The organism is Bradyrhizobium sp. HKCCYLRH3061, from assembly GCF_051168015.1.
Lineage (GTDB): Bacteria > Pseudomonadota > Alphaproteobacteria > Rhizobiales > Xanthobacteraceae > Bradyrhizobium.
In genome coordinates this window covers 200,783-216,909 of sequence record NZ_JBNPUE010000011.1, presented here as the reverse complement: position 1 = coordinate 216,909, position 16,127 = coordinate 200,783, and the positions used below count along the sequence as shown (strand labels likewise).

14 protein-coding genes are annotated in these 16,127 nt (G+C 65.6%); 7 read left to right on the top strand and 7 right to left on the bottom strand.

Annotated elements, in window-relative coordinates; translation table 11 throughout:
• Positions 1 to 55: 55 nt before the first annotated feature.
• Entirely contained in the window at positions 56 to 385 is a 330-nt protein-coding gene (locus tag ACQR2C_RS19485) for a hypothetical protein (RefSeq protein WP_316216432.1), read from the bottom strand.
• A gap of 785 nt (positions 386 to 1,170) precedes the next feature.
• Between ACQR2C_RS19485 and ACQR2C_RS19480 the strand changes: the two genes are divergently transcribed.
• The 6 genes from ACQR2C_RS19480 to ACQR2C_RS19455 all read left to right on the top strand — a co-directional run bounded on the left by ACQR2C_RS19480 (position 1,171) and on the right by ACQR2C_RS19455 (position 7,562).
• Positions 1,171 to 1,974 carry a crotonase/enoyl-CoA hydratase family protein gene (locus tag ACQR2C_RS19480; protein ID WP_315805726.1) on the top strand — a complete coding sequence of 268 codons (804 nt, stop codon included), beginning with the start codon at positions 1,171 to 1,173 and terminating at the stop codon, positions 1,972 to 1,974.
• 1 nt (position 1,975) lies between these two features.
• On the top strand, positions 1,976 to 3,877 hold the full coding sequence (locus ACQR2C_RS19475; protein ID WP_434881873.1) for a feruloyl-CoA synthase: 1,902 nt from the start codon (positions 1,976 to 1,978) through the stop codon (positions 3,875 to 3,877).
• A gap of 26 nt (positions 3,878 to 3,903) precedes the next feature.
• Positions 3,904 to 4,668 carry an SDR family NAD(P)-dependent oxidoreductase gene (locus tag ACQR2C_RS19470; protein ID WP_315825944.1) on the top strand — a complete coding sequence of 255 codons (765 nt, stop codon included), beginning with the start codon at positions 3,904 to 3,906 and terminating at the stop codon, positions 4,666 to 4,668.
• Between the two features lie 209 nt (positions 4,669 to 4,877).
• Positions 4,878 to 5,297, top strand: a complete 420-nt coding sequence (locus tag ACQR2C_RS19465; RefSeq protein ID WP_434881872.1) for an acyl-CoA thioesterase — start codon at positions 4,878 to 4,880, stop codon at positions 5,295 to 5,297.
• 213 nt (positions 5,298 to 5,510) lie between these two features.
• Positions 5,511 to 6,656 (top strand): ABC transporter substrate-binding protein, encoded by a 1,146-nt coding sequence (locus tag ACQR2C_RS19460; RefSeq protein ID WP_434881871.1) that lies wholly within the window; start codon positions 5,511 to 5,513, stop codon positions 6,654 to 6,656.
• Positions 6,657 to 6,755: 99 nt separating this feature from the next.
• On the top strand, positions 6,756 to 7,562 hold the full coding sequence (locus ACQR2C_RS19455; RefSeq protein ID WP_434881870.1) for a shikimate dehydrogenase family protein: 807 nt from the start codon (positions 6,756 to 6,758) through the stop codon (positions 7,560 to 7,562).
• Positions 7,563 to 7,591: 29 nt separating this feature from the next.
• Here the strand turns inward: ACQR2C_RS19455 and ACQR2C_RS19450 are convergent, their stop codons facing one another.
• Genes ACQR2C_RS19450 through ACQR2C_RS19440 form a run of 3 tightly spaced genes read right to left on the bottom strand, consistent with a single transcriptional unit; the run spans position 7,592 to position 11,127 of the window.
• Positions 7,592 to 8,317, bottom strand: a complete 726-nt coding sequence (locus ACQR2C_RS19450; protein ID WP_434881869.1) for an ABC transporter ATP-binding protein — start codon at positions 8,315 to 8,317, stop codon at positions 7,592 to 7,594.
• Positions 8,314 to 10,083: a branched-chain amino acid ABC transporter ATP-binding protein/permease gene (locus ACQR2C_RS19445; protein WP_315805733.1), complete on the bottom strand. Its 1,770-nt coding sequence runs from the start codon at positions 10,081 to 10,083 to the stop codon at positions 8,314 to 8,316. The genes ACQR2C_RS19450 and ACQR2C_RS19445 overlap by 4 nt, the downstream gene beginning before the upstream one ends.
• Positions 10,084 to 10,086: 3 nt before the next feature.
• The gene (locus ACQR2C_RS19440) at positions 10,087 to 11,127 is read right to left on the bottom strand and encodes a branched-chain amino acid ABC transporter permease (RefSeq protein WP_315805734.1); all 1,041 of its coding nucleotides are present in this window, start codon (positions 11,125 to 11,127) and stop codon (positions 10,087 to 10,089) included.
• 196 nt (positions 11,128 to 11,323) lie between these two features.
• Between ACQR2C_RS19440 and ACQR2C_RS19435 the strand changes: the two genes are divergently transcribed.
• Positions 11,324 to 11,830 (top strand): MarR family winged helix-turn-helix transcriptional regulator, encoded by a 507-nt coding sequence (locus ACQR2C_RS19435; RefSeq protein ID WP_315713766.1) that lies wholly within the window; start codon positions 11,324 to 11,326, stop codon positions 11,828 to 11,830.
• An 18-nt stretch (positions 11,831 to 11,848) separates the two neighbouring features.
• Here the strand turns inward: ACQR2C_RS19435 and ACQR2C_RS19430 are convergent, their stop codons facing one another.
• The 3 genes from ACQR2C_RS19430 to ACQR2C_RS19420 all read right to left on the bottom strand — a co-directional run bounded on the left by ACQR2C_RS19430 (position 11,849) and on the right by ACQR2C_RS19420 (position 15,854).
• The gene (locus tag ACQR2C_RS19430; protein ID WP_434881868.1) at positions 11,849 to 13,129 is read right to left on the bottom strand and encodes a glycerate kinase type-2 family protein; all 1,281 of its coding nucleotides are present in this window, start codon (positions 13,127 to 13,129) and stop codon (positions 11,849 to 11,851) included.
• 28 nt (positions 13,130 to 13,157) lie between these two features.
• Positions 13,158 to 14,381: an ABC transporter substrate-binding protein gene (locus ACQR2C_RS19425; protein ID WP_315805736.1), complete on the bottom strand. Its 1,224-nt coding sequence runs from the start codon at positions 14,379 to 14,381 to the stop codon at positions 13,158 to 13,160.
• Between the two features lie 249 nt (positions 14,382 to 14,630).
• Entirely contained in the window at positions 14,631 to 15,854 is a 1,224-nt protein-coding gene (locus ACQR2C_RS19420) for an ABC transporter substrate-binding protein (RefSeq protein WP_315805737.1), read from the bottom strand.
• Positions 15,855 to 16,127: the final 273 nt, after the last annotated feature.

Below are 16,127 nucleotides of genomic sequence, written 5' to 3'. Positions count from 1 at the left end.
TATTGGCTGACCGGGTCGTTCGTCGCGACAGCTTCGTATTCGGGAAGGCCAGCGACTAGTCCTCGTCGTCCCAATCCGCCGCCCGGCCATAGCCGTGGTCGCAATTGCGGTCGCGGTAGGCCGGAACGTAGCGCTGGCGCTCGTAGCCGTAGCCGTCATACGCCGCGTCGCGGTAATGCGAACGATAGACCGGGGCAGGCTCATACGCCTGCGCTTCCGAAGCCGACGCCAGCGCGCCGCCGATGAGAGCCCCGGCCACCAGGCCGCCGATCAGCGCCGCGTTGCGGCCGTCATGCGCCTGGGCGGGCGCGGCGCCGGCGAGCAGGGTGGCGGTCATGGCAAGCGCGGCAACGCCGCCAGCGAGAGATGTCTTCAGCGAAACCATGGTCCCCTCCATTGGGAAGTGTGGTGACGGTAGACGTTCTACAGCGCGTGCTTTGAAGTCGTGCTGAACGCGATGTTGTCGGCCGTTCATTTCGGACGACGCCCCCGAAGTTGCGGCCTGAGGTCATTCATTGCTGGAGACCGAAAAAAAAGAAATGACTTGCGTATTATCGGAAATTATGGTTCTCTCCCGCCATCCCGTCCCATCGCAGAGGGGCGTAGCGCGCGATCGTCACGACACGCGGGGCGGGGAGCGATGGCCGCGAGACTTCGCAGCAGGCTCGACCGGGCCTGCGGACGAACGAACGTCTCGCGGACGTGAAATCGCAGCGTCCTGATACCCCGACGCTGGTATCAAGCCGTGATGGCGCCGCAGGCGCTGCGCGGTGATGGTGGCCAAAAAGCCCGGCGCACCAGGGAGACTGCGTATAAGCGTGAAGACCATCGCGCAGGGAAGGCCGGGCGTTCTCGGCTGCACCTGTGGTACCTGCCGCCTGCATTCTTTTCGCAGGCGGGCCGCAGGCGTCAGCCGACGCCTGGCCTTCCCTGCGCCCTCCGCACCGGAGGGTGAACACGATCAGCAAAGCCCCGGGCGTGATTTCGCCGCGGGAATGCCGGATCATGTCATTTGCCTTTGCGCGCAGGCGGGCCTTACCATGCTGCGTCCGGCCGCGCCCCCCGCGGCTTGTTGTTTTGCATCGCACAACATGATGTCGGGCGCCGCTTATTGACTCCCGCGAAGATCGTTATAAAACATAACTATTCTGAACAGGACACAATCAAGCGATGGGAAACGCCGACACCGCCACGCCAGCGGGCGATCCGTCTCTGCTGCAGATCGAACAGCAGGGCGCCGTCCTGACGATCGGGCTCAACCGCCCGGCCAAGCGCAACGCGCTGAATGACGGCATCATCCTCGCCATCGGCGAGCGCTTCACCAGCCTGCCCGACGACGTCCGCTGCGTCGTGATCCACGGCCTCGGCGACAATTTCTCCTCCGGCCTCGATCTCTCCGAATTGCGCGAGCGCGACGCGACCGAGGGCCTGGTGCACTCGCAGATGTGGCATCGCGTGTTCGACCGCATCCAGTATTGCCGCGTGCCGGTGATCGCCGCACTGAAGGGGGCCGTCATCGGTGGCGGTCTCGAGCTCGCCTGCGCCGCGCATATCCGTGTCGCCGAGCCGTCGGCCTACTTCGCGCTGCCCGAGGGCCAGCGCGGCATCTTCGTCGGAGGCGGCGGCTCGGTGCGGCTGCCGCGCCTGATCGGCGTCGCCCGCATGATGGACATGATGCTGACCGGGCGCGTCTATTCCGCGACCGAAGGCTCGTCCTACGGCTTCGCGCAATATCTCGTCGAGGCCGGTGCCTCGATGACCAAGGCCATGGAGTTGGCCGCCAAGATCGCGGGTAACGCGCCGCTGACGAATTTCGCGGTGCTGCAGGCGCTGCCGATGATCGCGGAGGCCAATCCGCAGACCGGCCTGCTGATGGAATCGCTGATGGCCACCGTCGCGCAGAGCGACAAGGAGGCCAAGAGTCGCATCCGCGCCTTCCTCGATCACAAGACCGCCAAAGTGAAGCCGACGTGACATGACCACACAAACAATAAGAAGCACACAGGGAGGAACGGACGACACGGCGCGCACCGCCAGTGTTCATCCGTTGCGCGCGATCTCGTTCAACGATCCCGCGGTCACCGTCGATCGCCGCGACGACGGCACCATCTATCTCCGTCCGAAGCAGCCGCTCGGCGACTATCCGCAGCGGATCACGGATCGGCTGCATCACTTCGCCAAAGCCACACCAGAGCGCGTGTTCATGGCCGAGCGCGTCGGGCCCGAGGGCTGGCGCGAGCTGACCTATGCCACGCTGCTGGCGGCGAGCCGGCACATCGCGTCGGGGCTGCTCGCGCGCGGGCTGTCGCCGGACCGACCGGTCATGATCCTGTCGGGCAATTCGATCGATCATGCCCTGGTCGCGTTCGGCTCGCTCTATGCCGGCGTGCCGTTCTGCCCGGTGTCGCCGGCCTATTCGCTGGTGTCGCGCGACTACGGCAAGCTCGCTTATCTGATGAAGCTGCTGACGCCGGGCCTCGTCTTCGTCGACGACGCCGACAAGTTCGCCGACGCGCTGGCCGCGAACGTGCCCGACGGCACCGAGATCGTGGCGTCGTTCGGCTCGGTGCCGGGCCGCAAGATCACGATGCTCGCCGATCTGATCGCATCGCCGCTGTTTCCTGGCCTCGACGCCGCCCATGACAAGATCGGCCCCGACACGATCGCGAAATTCCTGCTGACCTCGGGCTCGACCGGCAATCCGAAGGCCGTGATCAATACCCAGCGCATGATCTGCGCCAACCAGGTGATGATCCGCGAGACACTCGCCTTCCTGAAGGACGAGCCGCCCGTGATCATCGACTGGCTGCCATGGAATCACACATTCGGCGGCAACCACAATATCGGCCTGACCCTGTTCAACGGCGGCTCGATGTATCTCGACCAGGGCAAGCCGGTGCCCGGCGGCATCGAGGAAACCGTGCGAAACCTGCGCGAGATCTCGCCGACGGTCTATTTCAACGTCCCCAAGGGCTACGAGTCGCTGCTGCCCTATTTCCGCGAGGACCCGGCGCTGCGGAAGTCCTTCTTCCAGCGGCTGCACGCGATGTTCTTCTCCGGCGCCGCACTCGCGCCACATGTCTGGAACGAGCTCGACGAGCTCTCAGTGGCCGAGACGGGCACTCGCGTGCCGATGCTGACGGGCCTCGGCTCCACCGAGACCGCACCGTTCTTCATGTCGGTCAATCCACGCACCAGCCGCTCCGGCCATGTCGGCCTGCCGGTCTCCGGCAACGAGGCCAAGCTCGTTCCCAACAACGGCAAGATGGAAGTGCGCGCCAAGGGGCCGAACGTGACGCCGGGCTATTGGCGCCTGCCGGAGGTCTCGGCCGCGGCCTTTGACGACGAAGGCTACTACAAGATGGGCGACGCGCTGAAGCCCGTCGATCCCGACGACTTCAATGCCGGCTTCGATTTTGACGGTCGTGTTGCCGAGGACTTCAAGCTGGCGTCGGGCACCTGGGTTTCCGTCGGCCCGTTGCGGGCCCGCTTCGTGGCTGCGTGCGCGCCGCTGGCGCGCGACGTGATCATCGCCGGCATCAACCGCGACGAGATCGCGGCCATCGTCGTGCTCGATCTCGATGGTTGCCGCCTGATCAACGCGACCTTGCCGTTCGACGACCTCGCCGCCACGGCGGCCGATCCGCTGATCATCGAGGCCTTCCGTCAGCGCTTCGCAAAATTCCTGCAGACCGCGACCGGCTCGTCGACGCGCATCACGCGCGCCGTCCTGCTCGGCGTGCCGCTGTCGATCGACAAGGGCGAGGTCACCGACAAGGGATCGATCAACCAGCGCGCCGTGCTGGAGAACCGCAAGGACCTGATCGAACGCATCTACGCCGCGACGCCGGACGACGACATCATCATCGCCGGCTGATCGACGCATCCAAGGGAGAAACGACAATGTTGTTGAAGGACCAGGCCGCCATCGTCACTGGCGGCGCTTCCGGCCTCGGGGCCGCCACCGCCCGCAAGCTCGCTGCGCAGGGCGCCAAGGTCGCGGTGTTCGATCTCAACGCCAAGCTGGCGGAGGAGGTCGCGGCCGAGATCAAGGGCGTGCCGGTGGTCTGCGACGTCTCGGACGCCGCCGGCGCGGAAGCGGCCGTTGCCAAGGCCGTCGAGGCGCTCGGCCAGCAGCCGCGCGTGCTGGTGAACTGCGCCGGCATCGGCGTCGCCAAGCGCGTCGTCGGACGTGACGGCCCGATGCCGCTGGCCGATTTCGAGAAGGTCATCAAGGTCAACCTGATCGGCTCGTTCAACATGCTGCGTCTGGTCACCAACGGCATGACCAAGCTGGAGCCGCAGGCGACCGGCGAGCGCGGCGTCGTCATCAACACCGCGTCGGTCGCCGCCTATGACGGCCAGATCGGACAGTCGGCCTATTCGGCTTCCAAGGGCGGCATCGTCGGCATGACCCTGCCGATCGCGCGCGAGCTCGCGCAGTTCGGCATCCGCGTGCTGACCATTGCGCCCGGCCTGTTCCTGACGCCGCTGCTCGCCAACCTGCCGCAGGAGGCCCAGGACTCGCTCGCCGCCGCGATCCCGTTCCCCCGCCGTCTGGGTCATGCCGACGAGTTCGCCGCGCTGGCGCTGCACATGGTCGAGAACGCCTATCTCAACGGCGAAGTCGTCCGCCTCGACGGCTCGCTGCGCATGGCGCCGAAGTAGGATTGATGCGCCGAGCTACTCGCCAGAGGCTCGCTGCCAGCCTCTCCCCGCGCGCGGGGAGAGGCCGGATTGCATCGCCAGATGCAATCCGGGTGAGGGGGCTCTCCGCGAGTCTGGTGCGCGTGGCTGCCCCTCACCCCAGCCCTCTCCCCGTAAAGAACGGGGAGAGGGAGCGCACCGTCTACACGGCTGATAGCGAGGCCAAACCAATGTTCATCCACCGCCGCGACGTGCAGATCCAGTGGGGCGACTGCGATCCCGCCAATATCGTCTACTACCCGCGCTATTTCGCGATGTTCGACGATGCAACCTCTGTCATGTTCGAGGCGGCCGGGTTCTCCAAGCAGGACATCGTCCGTCGCTACGGTCTGGTCGGCATCCCCATGGTCGACACCCGCGCCAAGTTCTACATCCCCTCGACCTATGGCGACTGGATCACGATCGAGAGCCGGATCGAGAGCATCAAGCGCTCGTCCTTCGACGTTACCCATAAGGTGTTCAAGGGCGAGGCGCTGGCGATCGAGGGATTCGAGACGCGGGTGCTGGTCGGGCGCGATCTGGCCGACCCGGACAAGCTGAAGTCGGCGCCGTTTCCCGAGGAGATGCGCGCCAAGTTTCTCGGTGGATGAGGCTGGAATGGGTGCGACATGCGACCGTCTTAAGGATGTTCAGCTGTCATGCTTTGGTCGACTGGTGAGGCGTGATCTTCTCGTGTTCAATGCTATGATCACGTTTGGACACATATCGGCCGGCCATGTTGGAAGGCGCCCCGGACAAGGGGTGGGACTGCAAACAGGATCGGCGGATCACGAGCTGAACCGAAAAGATCAAGGGAGGATTTTATGAGGAAGGCCTATCTGGCGGCGGCTGGCGTCATCGCGATGCTCGCAGCTGCTCCTGCGCTGGCGCAGACCAGCGAGATCACCATCGGCATCACCACGACCACGACGGGGCCGGGCGCGGCGCTCGGCATCCCCGAGCGCAATGCGCTCGAGTTCGTGCCGAAGGAGATCGGCGGCGTGCCGCTCAAGGTGATCGTGCTCGACGATGGCGGCGATCCGACCACGGCGACGACGAATGCGCGCCGCTTCGTGACGGAGTCGAAAGCCGACATCATCATGGGCTCGGCGCTGACGCCGCCGACCATCGCGGTGTCCAACGTCGCCAACGAGGCCGGCATTCCGCATTTCGGCTTGGCGCCGTTCCCGGTCACGCCTGAGCGGATGAAATGGTCGGTGGTGATGCCGCAGCCGGTGCCGATCATGGGCAAGGTGCTGTACGAGCACATGAAGGCGCACAACATCAAGACCGTCGGCTACATCGGCTACTCCGACTCCTACGGCGATCTCTGGTTCAACGATCTGAAGAACCAGGCGGTGCCGATGGGCATCACGATTGCCGACGAGGAGCGGTTCGCGCGCCCCGATACGTCGGTCACCGGCCAGGTGCTGAAGCTGGTCGCCGCCAATCCGGACGCGATCCTGGTCGGCGCCTCCGGCACCGCGGCGGCGCTGCCGCAGACCGAGCTGCGCGAGCGCGGCTACACCGGCCTGATCTATCAGACCCACGGCGCCGCGAGCATGGACTTCGTCCGCATCGCCGGCAAGGCGGCGGAGGGCGTGATCATGGCCTCCGGCCCGGTGATGTCGCCGGAGACGCAGGACGACAGCGCGCTGACCAAGAAGCCCGGCCTCGAGCTGAACAAGGCCTATGAAGCCAAGTATGGCCCGAACAGCCGCAGCCAGTTCGCCGGTCACTCCTTCGATGCGTTCGAGATCCTCAAGCGCGTCATCCCGGTGGCGCTGAAGACCGCCAAGCCCGGCACGCCGGAGTTCCGCGAAGCCATCCGCCAGGCGCTGATGACCGAGAAGGACATGGCGGCCTCGCAGGGCGTCTACAACTTCACCGAAAAGGATCGCTCGGGCCTCGACGACCGCTCCCGCATCATCCTGACCGTGAAGGACGGGAAGTACGTCCCGGCGAAGTGAGCCGCGAGACCATAGCTTCTGATTGAGAAAGGCCGGCTCCGTGAGCCGGCCTTTCGGCCATTTGGACGAGGATCTTTGTAGTTTTCCGAGAGGCCCGCCATGATCCCAGCCCCCACCGGCGCCACAAGGCTCCACATCATCATCGGCGATCCGATCGCACAGGTGCGTGCGCCGGCCGGCGTGAGCCAGGCGTTTGCCGAGCAGGGCAGCGATGCGATCCTCGTCCCGGTCCAGGTCGCGCCGGGCGATCTCGCGGACTTCCTGGCGGCAATGACTCGGGTCAGGAATCTCGACGGCATCGTCGCGACGATCCCGCACAAGTTCGCCTGCTACCGCGCCTGCGCGACCGCCACCGAGCGTGCGCAGTTCATCGGCGCCGTCAACTTGATGCGGCGTGGTGAAAGCGGCGGGTGGCACGGTGACATGGTCGATGGCCTCGGCTTCGTCGGCGCGGCGAAAGCCAAGGACTTCGATCCCGCAGGCTGCCGGGCGTTGCAGATCGGCGCGGGCGGAGCGGGTTCGGCGATTGCGCTGGCGCTGATCGATGCCGGCGTGCGCGAGCTTGCCATTCACGACAGCGATCCCGGACGCCGCGATGTGCTGATCGCGCGCCTCAACGAGCGGGGCAACGGCCGCGCCGTTGTCGGCGGCACCGATGCCAGCGGCTTCGACCTGGTCGCGAATGCGACGCCGGCGGGCATGCAGCCCGGCGATCCCTTGCCGGTCGACATGGCGACCGTCAGCCCGTCGGCCTATTGCGGCTGCGTGATCACCCGGCCGGAGGTGTCGCCGTTCATCGCCGCTGCGCGCCAGCGCGGCTGCCTGACGGCGACCGGCACCGACATGTACCGGGCGCTGGAGCGCGTGATGGTCGATTTCCTGCTGTCGAAGGAGGCGCCCTCCTGAAGCAGCGCCTCACCCCATCGACATCAGGCTCAGCTCGCAGCCGCCTCGGCGAAGCCGAGATAGCTCGCCGCCACGCGCTCGTCGGTGGCGATCTCGCTGGCCTTGCCGTTGAGCGCGAACTCGCCGAGCTCCATGACATAGGCGCGGTCGGCGACCTTGAGCGCGGCCTTGGCGTTCTGCTCGACCAGCAGCACCGAGACGCCTTCCTGGCGCAGCCTGGCGACGATCTCGAAGATGCCGGCGACGATGATCGGCGCCAGACCGAGGCTGGGCTCGTCCAGCATCAGCATCTTCGGCGCGCCCATCAGCGCCCGGCCCATCGCCAGCATCTGCTGCTCGCCGCCGGAGAGCGTGCCGGCAAGCTGCTTGCGCCGCTCCTTGAGCTTCGGAAACAGCGTGTAGACGTGCTCGAAGCCGCGCGCGGCGTGCGCCTTGCTCATGCGGAACGCGCCGAGCTGCAGATTGTCCTCGACGTTCATGGTGGCGAACAGCTCGCGATGCTCCGGCACCAGGCACAGTCCACGCGCGACGCGGTCCTCGATCTCATAGCGTGCCAGGTCCTCGCCCAGGAAGGAGACGCGGCCCTTCAGCGGAAACACGCCCATGATGGCGCTGAGCAGCGTAGTCTTGCCGGCGCCGTTGGCGCCGATGATGGTGACGATCTCGTTCTCGGCGACGGTCAGCGAGACCGATCTGACAGCCTCGACCTTGCCGTAGGAGACGTGGACGTCGGCGACTTCCAGCAAGGTGCTCATGCAGCGGCTCCGAGATATGCCTTGATCACCTCGGGATTGGTCTTGATCGCGGCTGGTGTGCCCTCGGCGATCTTGGTGCCGAAATCGAGCACCACGATGCGGTCGGCGAGATCCATGACAAATCCCATGTCGTGTTCGACCAGCAGCACCGACATGCCGCCGGCGCGGAGGTCGCGCAGCAGCGCGCCGAGGCGCTGCTTCTCCATGTGGCGCAATCCCGCGGCCGGCTCGTCGAGCAAGAGCAGCATCGGATCGACGCACAGCGCGCGGGCGATCTCGACGATGCGCTGCTGGCCGAGAGACAACGAGCCAGCAAGCTGGTGCATCTGGTCGCCGAGCCCGACGCGATCGATCTGGCGCGCGGCTTCCGCGAGCAGCTTGGCCTCGTCGGCGCGGTCGAGCCGGAACATGCTGGTGAGCGCATTGGAATGGCCGCGCAGATGGGCGCCGATCGCGACGTTCTCCAGCACCGTCATGTCCGGCACCAGCTTGACGTGCTGGAAGGTGCGGGAAATGCCGAGCTTGACGACGTCCTGCGGCGGGGCGTTGCCGACGGCCTTGCCGAGCACCGAGATGTTGCCGGAGGTCGGCGGCAGCACGCCGGTGATCAAGTTGAAGGTCGTGCTCTTGCCGGCGCCGTTCGGGCCGATCAGCGCGACGATCTCGCGGGCCTGTACGTCGAAGGAAACGTTGTTGACCGCGACCACGCCGCCGAACTGCTTTCGCGCGTTGTCGACTTGCAGCAGGACGTTGGGCGTCGTCGCGGACCGCTCGCGGGCCGGCAGCTTGATTGTGGTGTCCGGCTTCTTCGCGAGCGGCTTGAACGGCAGGCGCGCCGTCAGCCACGGCCACAGGCCGGTCGGCGCAAGCTGGAGAAGCGTGACGAGGAGGATGCCGAACACGATGGTTTCGAGCTGGCCCTCGCCATGCAGCAGTAGCGGGAGGTAGCTTTGCAGGACCTCCTTCAGCACAACGACGATCGCAGCACCCAGCACGCCGCCCCAGACATAGCCGGCGCCGCCGACGACGGCGACGAACAGATATTCGATGCCGGCCTGGGCGCCGAACGGCGTCGGGTTCACGGCGCGGGTGAAGTGCGCATAGAGCCAGCCCGAGAGGCCGGCGAGCACGGCGGCATAGATGAACACCAGCAGCTTGGCGCGGGGTGCGTAGACGCCGAACGCTTCCGCCGCGATGTGGCCGCGGCGCAGGGCGCGAATGGCGCGGCCGGTGCGGGAGTCCAGCAGGTTCATCGTCAGCAGCGCAGAGATCAGAACGGCGGCCCAGATCGCGAAATAGATCGTGCCGGGATCGAGCATCTTGAGGCTGCCGATCGACAGCGGCGGGATGCCGGAGATGCCGTCATTGCGGCCGAGGAAGGCAAGCTTGCTGAAGAGATAATAGAGGCCGAGACCCCAGGCCAGCGTGCCGAGCGGCAGATAGTGGCCGGACAGCCTGACCGTGACGAGGCCGAGCAGCACCGCGGCGAGGCCGGAGACCAGCAGCGACAGTGGCAAGGTCAGCCAGGGCGAGATGCCATACTGCGCCGAGAGCACCGCGGTCGTGTAGGCGCCGAAGCCGACGAAGGCGGCCTGGCCGAACGAGGTGAGGCCGCCGACGCCGGTCAACAGCACCAGGCCCATCGCGACCAGCGCGGACAGGCCGATATTGTCGAGCAGCACGATCCAGAACGGCGGCATGCCCGGAATGAACGGGATCGCCGCAACGATGACGGCAAAGACGATGAGAGGCCAACGCTCGCGCACGGCTCAATCCTTCTCTTCTTCGACCGCGGGCGCGGCGAGCGAACGCAGCAGCAGGACCGGGATCAGCAGCGTGAAGACGATCACTTCCTTGAAGTTCGAGGCGTAGAACGAGGAGAACGCCTCGACGATGCCGACGACGAGCGCGGCGACGGCGGTCAGGGGATAGCTGATCAGGCCGCCGATGATCGCGGCGATGAAGCCTTTGAGGCCGATCAGGAAGCCGGTGTCGTAATAGAGCGTCGTGATCGGGACGATCAGGATGCCCGAGAGCGCGCCGATGCTGGAGGCCAGCAGGAAGGCGATCTGGCCGGACAGCGTGGTGCGGATGCCCACGAGGCGGGCGCCGAGCCGGTTGACGGCGGTGGCGCGCAGCGCCTTGCCGTAGAGGGTCAGGCCGAAGAACAGCCAGAGGCCGACGATGAAGGCGATGGTGATGCCGTAGACCGCCATGCCCTGTCCGGTAAAGCGCAGCGAGCCGAGCGTCGCGCTGGCATTCAGCAGCGTCGGGCCACGCTGGCCTTCGGCGCCGAAGAACAGCAGGCCGAGGCCCTGCAGCGCCAGGTGAACGCCGACCGAGGCGATCAGCAGCACCAGCACCGAGGTGTGCGCGAGCGGCTGGAACACGATGCGGTAGAGCGACAGGCCGATGCTGGCCACGATCAGCAGCGACAGCACCAGGCTGACGCCGGCGGGCATGCGCTGGTTCGCCGCCCACATGCTGGCGAGCAGAATGGCCACCGGGAGGACCACGTTGAGGCCGAAGGTGCGCGCGATCTTCGGCGCGTGCAGCGTCTTGCGCATGGCGTAAAGGTCGAAGGCGAAGGCCGCGAGCCCGATCACGACGGCGAGCTTCGCCGTGCCCGGCATTTGGCCGGCAGCGAGCGAGGCATAGGTGAGGGCGCCGTAGGTGACGAATTCGCCCTGCGGGATCAGGATCACCCGGGTGACGGCAAACACCAGCACGAGCGCCAGCCCGAGCAGCGCGTAGATCGCGCCATTGGTAATGCCGTCCTGCAACAGGAACAGCAGGATCGTTGTGTTCAAGACCGGACGCTCCCCCTCTGTGGTGACCGGATGCGGGCGACGCCATGCGCCGTCCGCAGGTCGGGGCAGTTGAATTGGGCTGCCCGTGTTTGATATAGTGGATAACAATTATCGATTATAATCTCAAGGCCGCTGTTCCGGCTGCGGCGTTCGAGACCAGGGATGGAAGCAAATGCGATGATTTTGGCGGACCGTGATGGCCGATAGCGCCAAGCCCGTCAGCAAGAGGGAAAGCCGCAAGGAAGCTGCCGTAGCGGCCGATGAGACGCAAGCGGTCCAGCTCGGCGAGCTGTCGGATCTGCTTGGCTATGTGCTGAAACGGGCGCAGTTGAAGGTGTTCGAGGACTTCCTGCGCTGCGTCGCGCCGCTGCAACTGACGCCGGCCCAGTTCTCGGTGCTGCTGCTGCTCGACGCCAATCCGGGCCGGAACCAGACCGAGATCGCCAACACCCTGGGCATCCTGCGGCCGAACTTCGTGTCCCTGCTGGACAGCCTCGAGAGCCGCGACCTGTGTGCGCGAGTGCGTTCGGCCAACGACCGGCGCTCGCACATCCTGATGCTGACCGAGAAGGGCCGCGCCGTGCTGGCCCGCGCCAAGAAGCTGGTGGTGTCGAAGCACGAGGCGCGGCTCAACGAGCTGCTGGGCCCGGATGGGCGCGACGCGCTACTGGCGATGCTCACCAAGATCGCGGAGGAGTTCTGAAGGACGCAGGCGCGCCCCTCAATCGACCAGGATGACCCTGACGTCGTTCACGTTGGTGAGCGTCGGTCCGGTCTGCAGCAGGCCGCCGGTCGCGGCGAAAAATGCGGTGGCGTCGTTGTTGGCGAGATAGGCCTGCGGATCCAGCCCCTGCGCCCGCATCGCGGCGATGACCTCGGCATCGACAAGCGCACCGGCCGGATCGGAGGCGCTGCCGCCGCCGCCATCGGCGCCGTCGGTGTCGCCGGCGAGCGCCGCTATGCCCTCCATGTCCTTGAGGAGGTCGGCGAGCGCCAAGGCATATTCCTGGTTCGGGCCGCCGCGGCCCTGGCCGCGCACCGTCACGGTGAGCTCGCCGCCGGAGATGATCGCCATGCGGCGGCCGAGCGCGCGGGCCTCGCGCGCCAGCTTGGCGTGATCGGCTGCGACATCGCGGGCCTCACCCTCGAGATCGGCGCCGAGATCGAGCACGTCGTAGCCCGCCGCCTTGACGCTGGCCACGGCGGCCTCGAGCGAGCTGGCGGGGCGCGCGATCAGCTCGAACGAGGCGCGGGCGAAGGCGGCATCGCCGGGCTTGCAGCTCTCATTGGCGGCATCATCGAGCGCCCGGCTGATCGCGGGGTCGACCTCGAGCTTGTATTTGGCGACGATGCCGCGGGCATCGGCCAGCGTGGTCGGATCGGGCACCGTCGGACCCGATGCGATCGCCGAGGGATCGTCATGCGGCACGTCGGAGATCGCCAGGGTCACGATCTCGGCCTTCTGCCCGGCCCGCGCCAGCCGGCCGCCCTTGATCCGCGACAGATGCTTGCGGACCGTATTCATTTCGCCGATCGGTGCGCCCGAGCGGAGCAGCGCGCGGGTCAGTTGCTGCTTCTGCGCGAAGCTGACGCCGGTCACCGGCGCGACCCAATTGGCGGACCCACCACCGGAGAGCAGCACCAGCATCAGGTCGCCGGGCTCGGCGGTTGCCGCCAGTTGCAGCGTCTCGTCGGCGGCCTTCAGCCCGGCCTCGTCTGGCATCGGATGTCCGGCCTCGATGACCTTCACCCGCCGGGTCGGCACGCCATGGCCATGGCGGGTGGTTGCGATGCCGGTCAGCTTCGCGGGATCGAATCCCAGCGTGTCCAGGTAGTGGCGCTCGGCCGCGACCGCCATCGCGGCCGCGCCCTTGCCGGCGGCGAGACAGATGATTCGTCCTTTGGGAGCCGCCGGCAGGAATGCCGGCAGCACCATGTCAGGATGCGCCGCGGCGACCGCGGCATCGAAGATCGCGCGCAACAACGGACGGCGGCTGGTCATGCGGCGCCGCCCGCGTGCCGTGCGCAGCCTATTTCAGTTCGCCGCTCATGACCTCGCCGAACAACTGCCAGCGCTCGCCCTTGAACTGCATCAGCTGCAGCTGCTCGATCGGCTGGAAGTCGTCCGGACCGGTGGTCAGCGTGATGCCGGGCAACAGCCCGCCCTGCGCAAACTGCTTCAGGCTTGCCGCCTGCTTCATGACATTGGCGCGGGTCAGTTCGTCGCCGCATCGCTTCAGCACCTCGACCATCGTGGTGGCGATGTTGTAACCGGTCAGCGCCGACGAATCCACGGGGTTGATCTCCGGCAGATATTTGGCGAGCAGTTCCCTGAACGCGCCGAGACCGGGGTCGTTGGCCCATTGCGGATCGGAGGCATCCTTGGCATAGGCGGCCGAGATCACCCCTTGCGAGTTCTCGACGCCGGCCGGCCGCATCACGGCCGCGGTCGAGGCGCTGACGTTCGAGATGATGGTCAGCGGCTTCCAGTTCATCTCGCCGAGCTTCTTGATCGCCTGGGCGCCGGACTTCGGTGTGGTGAACAGCACGACGATGTCGGGATTGGCCGACTTCATCTTGACGATGTGCGACTCCACCGTGGGTTCGGCGATCTCATAGCTCTCCTCCAGCACGACGCGGGAGGTGTCGCCAAGGCCGTCCTTGAGACCCTTCAAATAGTCCTTGCCCATGTCGTCGTTCTGGTAGAGCACCGCGATCTTGCCGGTCGGCTGCTGCGCGGTGAGGTATTTGGCGTAGATGCGGGCTTCCGACTGATAGCTCGGCAGCCAGCCCATGGTCCACGGATTGGTCTTGGGCTCGTTCCACTTGGTGGCGCCGGTCGCGACGAACAGCTGCGGCACCTTCTTGGCGTTCATGTATTTCTGGATCGCCGTGTTGGGCGCAGTGCCGAGCACGCCGAACAGGAACAGCACCTCGTCGCTCTCCACCAGCTTGCGTGCCTGCTCCACCGTCTTCGGCGGCGAATAGGCGTCGTCGTACGAGATGAAATTGATCCTGCGGCCGTTGATGCCGCCCTCATCATTGACCTTCTTGAACACAGCCGACATCGCCTTGCCGACCGAGCCGTAGGCCGAGGCCGGGCCGCTATAGGGCACGATGTTGCCGATCTTGATCTCGGTGTCGCTGGCGCCGGTGTCGTATTTCTTGTCGGCATAGGCGCTGCCGGCAGCGGCGCCAACCAAGGCGAGGCCGAGCAGGCTGGAGAGCGTGCGGCGGGTGAGGGCAGTGGTCACGTGGGGACTCCTTCTCGGCCTTGGAGCTTGGCCTTGTTGTTGGATTCGCCCGCAGCACGGGCGACTCGTTTCACTCCGGACGAGTCCCCATAGCGCAGCCGCGCGCTCGGCGTAACCGCCGCCGCTGCATGACCGCCTCTCTTTCAACTCCTAGCTTAAGAAATTCTTGGCAAAGACAGCAAAGATGCCTGGAGAGATCGCCTCCTGCGGCGCGAAGCCGCAGGAGGCGGTTTCAACTGCGTTCCGTCGTTAGCCGCCGACGTCGGCGGAAATCACGTCGCCGAACAGCTCCCACTTCTCGCCCTTGAAGCGCATCAGCTGCAACTGGCTGACGGGCGCGAAGTCGGTCGCCGAGGTGTTGATCGTGATGCCAGGCAGCAGCATCTCGGTGCGGAAGTTGCGCAGGGATGCGGCCTGCTTCATGACGTTCTCGCGGGTGAGGTTGTCGCCGCACTGCTTCAGCACCTGCACAAGCGTCTGGGCCACGCTGTAGCCGACGACGGTGCCGCCATCGAGCTTGTCGCCATCCGGGAAATCCTTCGCCATGAAGTCGAGGAACTGTTTCATCCCGGCATCATCCTTCCATTGCGGATCGGAGACGTCCTTGAGATAGGCCGCCGAGAGGATGTCCTGTGAATTCTCATAGCCGGCAGGTTTCAGCACGCTGCCGACGGAGGCGGAGACGTTGTTGAGGATATGCAGCGTCTTCCACTCGATCTCCTTGACCTTCTTAATTGCCTGCGCCGCAAATTTCGGCGTGGTGATGTTCACGAATACGTCGGCGCCGGTGGACTTGAGCTTGACGATGTGATTGTCGATCGAGGGTTCGGCCGTCTCGTAGCTCTCCTCCATGACGATCATTGAGGCGGCCTTGGCTCCAAGCCCATCCTTCAGCCCTTTCAGATAGTCCTTGCCGTAATCATCGTTCTGATACAGCACCGCGATCTTCGCGTCCGGCTTTTCCTTCAGCAGATATTTTGCGTAGATTCTGGATTCGCTCTGGTAGTTGGGCTGCCAGCCCATGGTCCAGGGGAAGTCCTTCGGATCGTTCCATTTGGTGGCGCCGGTGGCGACGAACAGCTGCGGGACCTTCTTCGAGTTCATGTATTTGTGGATCGCCGAGTTCGGCGGCGTGCCGAGCGAATTGAAGATGAACAGCACTTCATCGCTCTCGACCAGCTTGCGTGCCTGTTCGACCGTCTTCGGCGGCGAATAGGCGTCGTCATAGGAGATGAAGTTGATCTTGCGACCGTTGATGCCTCCCTCGGCGTTGATCTTCTTGAAGTAGGCCGCTTCCGTCTTGCCGATGATGCCGTAGGCCGAGGCCGGCCCGCTATAGGGCATGATGTTGCCGATCTTGATCTCGGTGTCGGAGGCGCCGGTATCGTATTTCTTGTCGGCGGCGATTGCGGAGCTCGAGGCGAGAACGATGGCGGCAGCCGAGGCGAGGGCGGCCCTTCGCGTGATCATCATGGTGCGTTTCTCCCGTGTTGGTTTGGTTGACGTGTCTCGGCCGCCTTGATGGCGGCTCTTGTTCTGGCTGGAACTATAGCAGAGCTGCACCGGGGTGGTTGCGACATCACGGCACGGTCCGTGTTTTCGCGGTGCCTTGGCGGTCCATATCATGTGCAACTGCGAGAGGTCTCCGCAATCTCGGCGGGTGAGTGCTCTGCAAGAACGGCCTGAGATGAATAGTTCGACGCCGATCCAGATATGAAAAAGCCCTCCGCGCCGATGGCGCGGAGG

Bases quoted from the DNA above. Each gene is read 5' to 3' on its own strand.
- ACQR2C_RS19450 (WP_434881869.1), bottom strand. From the start codon at position 8,317: ATGAGCACCTTGCTGGAAGTCGCCGACGTCCACGTCTCCTACGGCAAG.
- ACQR2C_RS19470 (WP_315825944.1), top strand. From the start codon at position 3,904: ATGTTGTTGAAGGACCAGGCCGCCATCGTCACTGGCGGCGCTTCCGGC.
- ACQR2C_RS19465 (WP_434881872.1), top strand. From the start codon at position 4,878: ATGTTCATCCACCGCCGCGACGTGCAGATCCAGTGGGGCGACTGCGAT.
- ACQR2C_RS19485 (WP_316216432.1), bottom strand. From the start codon at position 385: ATGGTTTCGCTGAAGACATCTCTCGCTGGCGGCGTTGCCGCGCTTGCC.
- ACQR2C_RS19420 (WP_315805737.1), bottom strand. From the start codon at position 15,854: ATGATGATCACGCGAAGGGCCGCCCTCGCCTCGGCTGCCGCCATCGTT.
- ACQR2C_RS19430 (WP_434881868.1), bottom strand. From the start codon at position 13,129: ATGACCAGCCGCCGTCCGTTGTTGCGCGCGATCTTCGATGCCGCGGTC.
- ACQR2C_RS19435 (WP_315713766.1), top strand. From the start codon at position 11,324: ATGGCCGATAGCGCCAAGCCCGTCAGCAAGAGGGAAAGCCGCAAGGAA.
- ACQR2C_RS19475 (WP_434881873.1), top strand. From the start codon at position 1,976: ATGACCACACAAACAATAAGAAGCACACAGGGAGGAACGGACGACACG.
- ACQR2C_RS19480 (WP_315805726.1), top strand. From the start codon at position 1,171: ATGGGAAACGCCGACACCGCCACGCCAGCGGGCGATCCGTCTCTGCTG.
- ACQR2C_RS19455 (WP_434881870.1), top strand. From the start codon at position 6,756: ATGATCCCAGCCCCCACCGGCGCCACAAGGCTCCACATCATCATCGGC.
- ACQR2C_RS19460 (WP_434881871.1), top strand. From the start codon at position 5,511: ATGAGGAAGGCCTATCTGGCGGCGGCTGGCGTCATCGCGATGCTCGCA.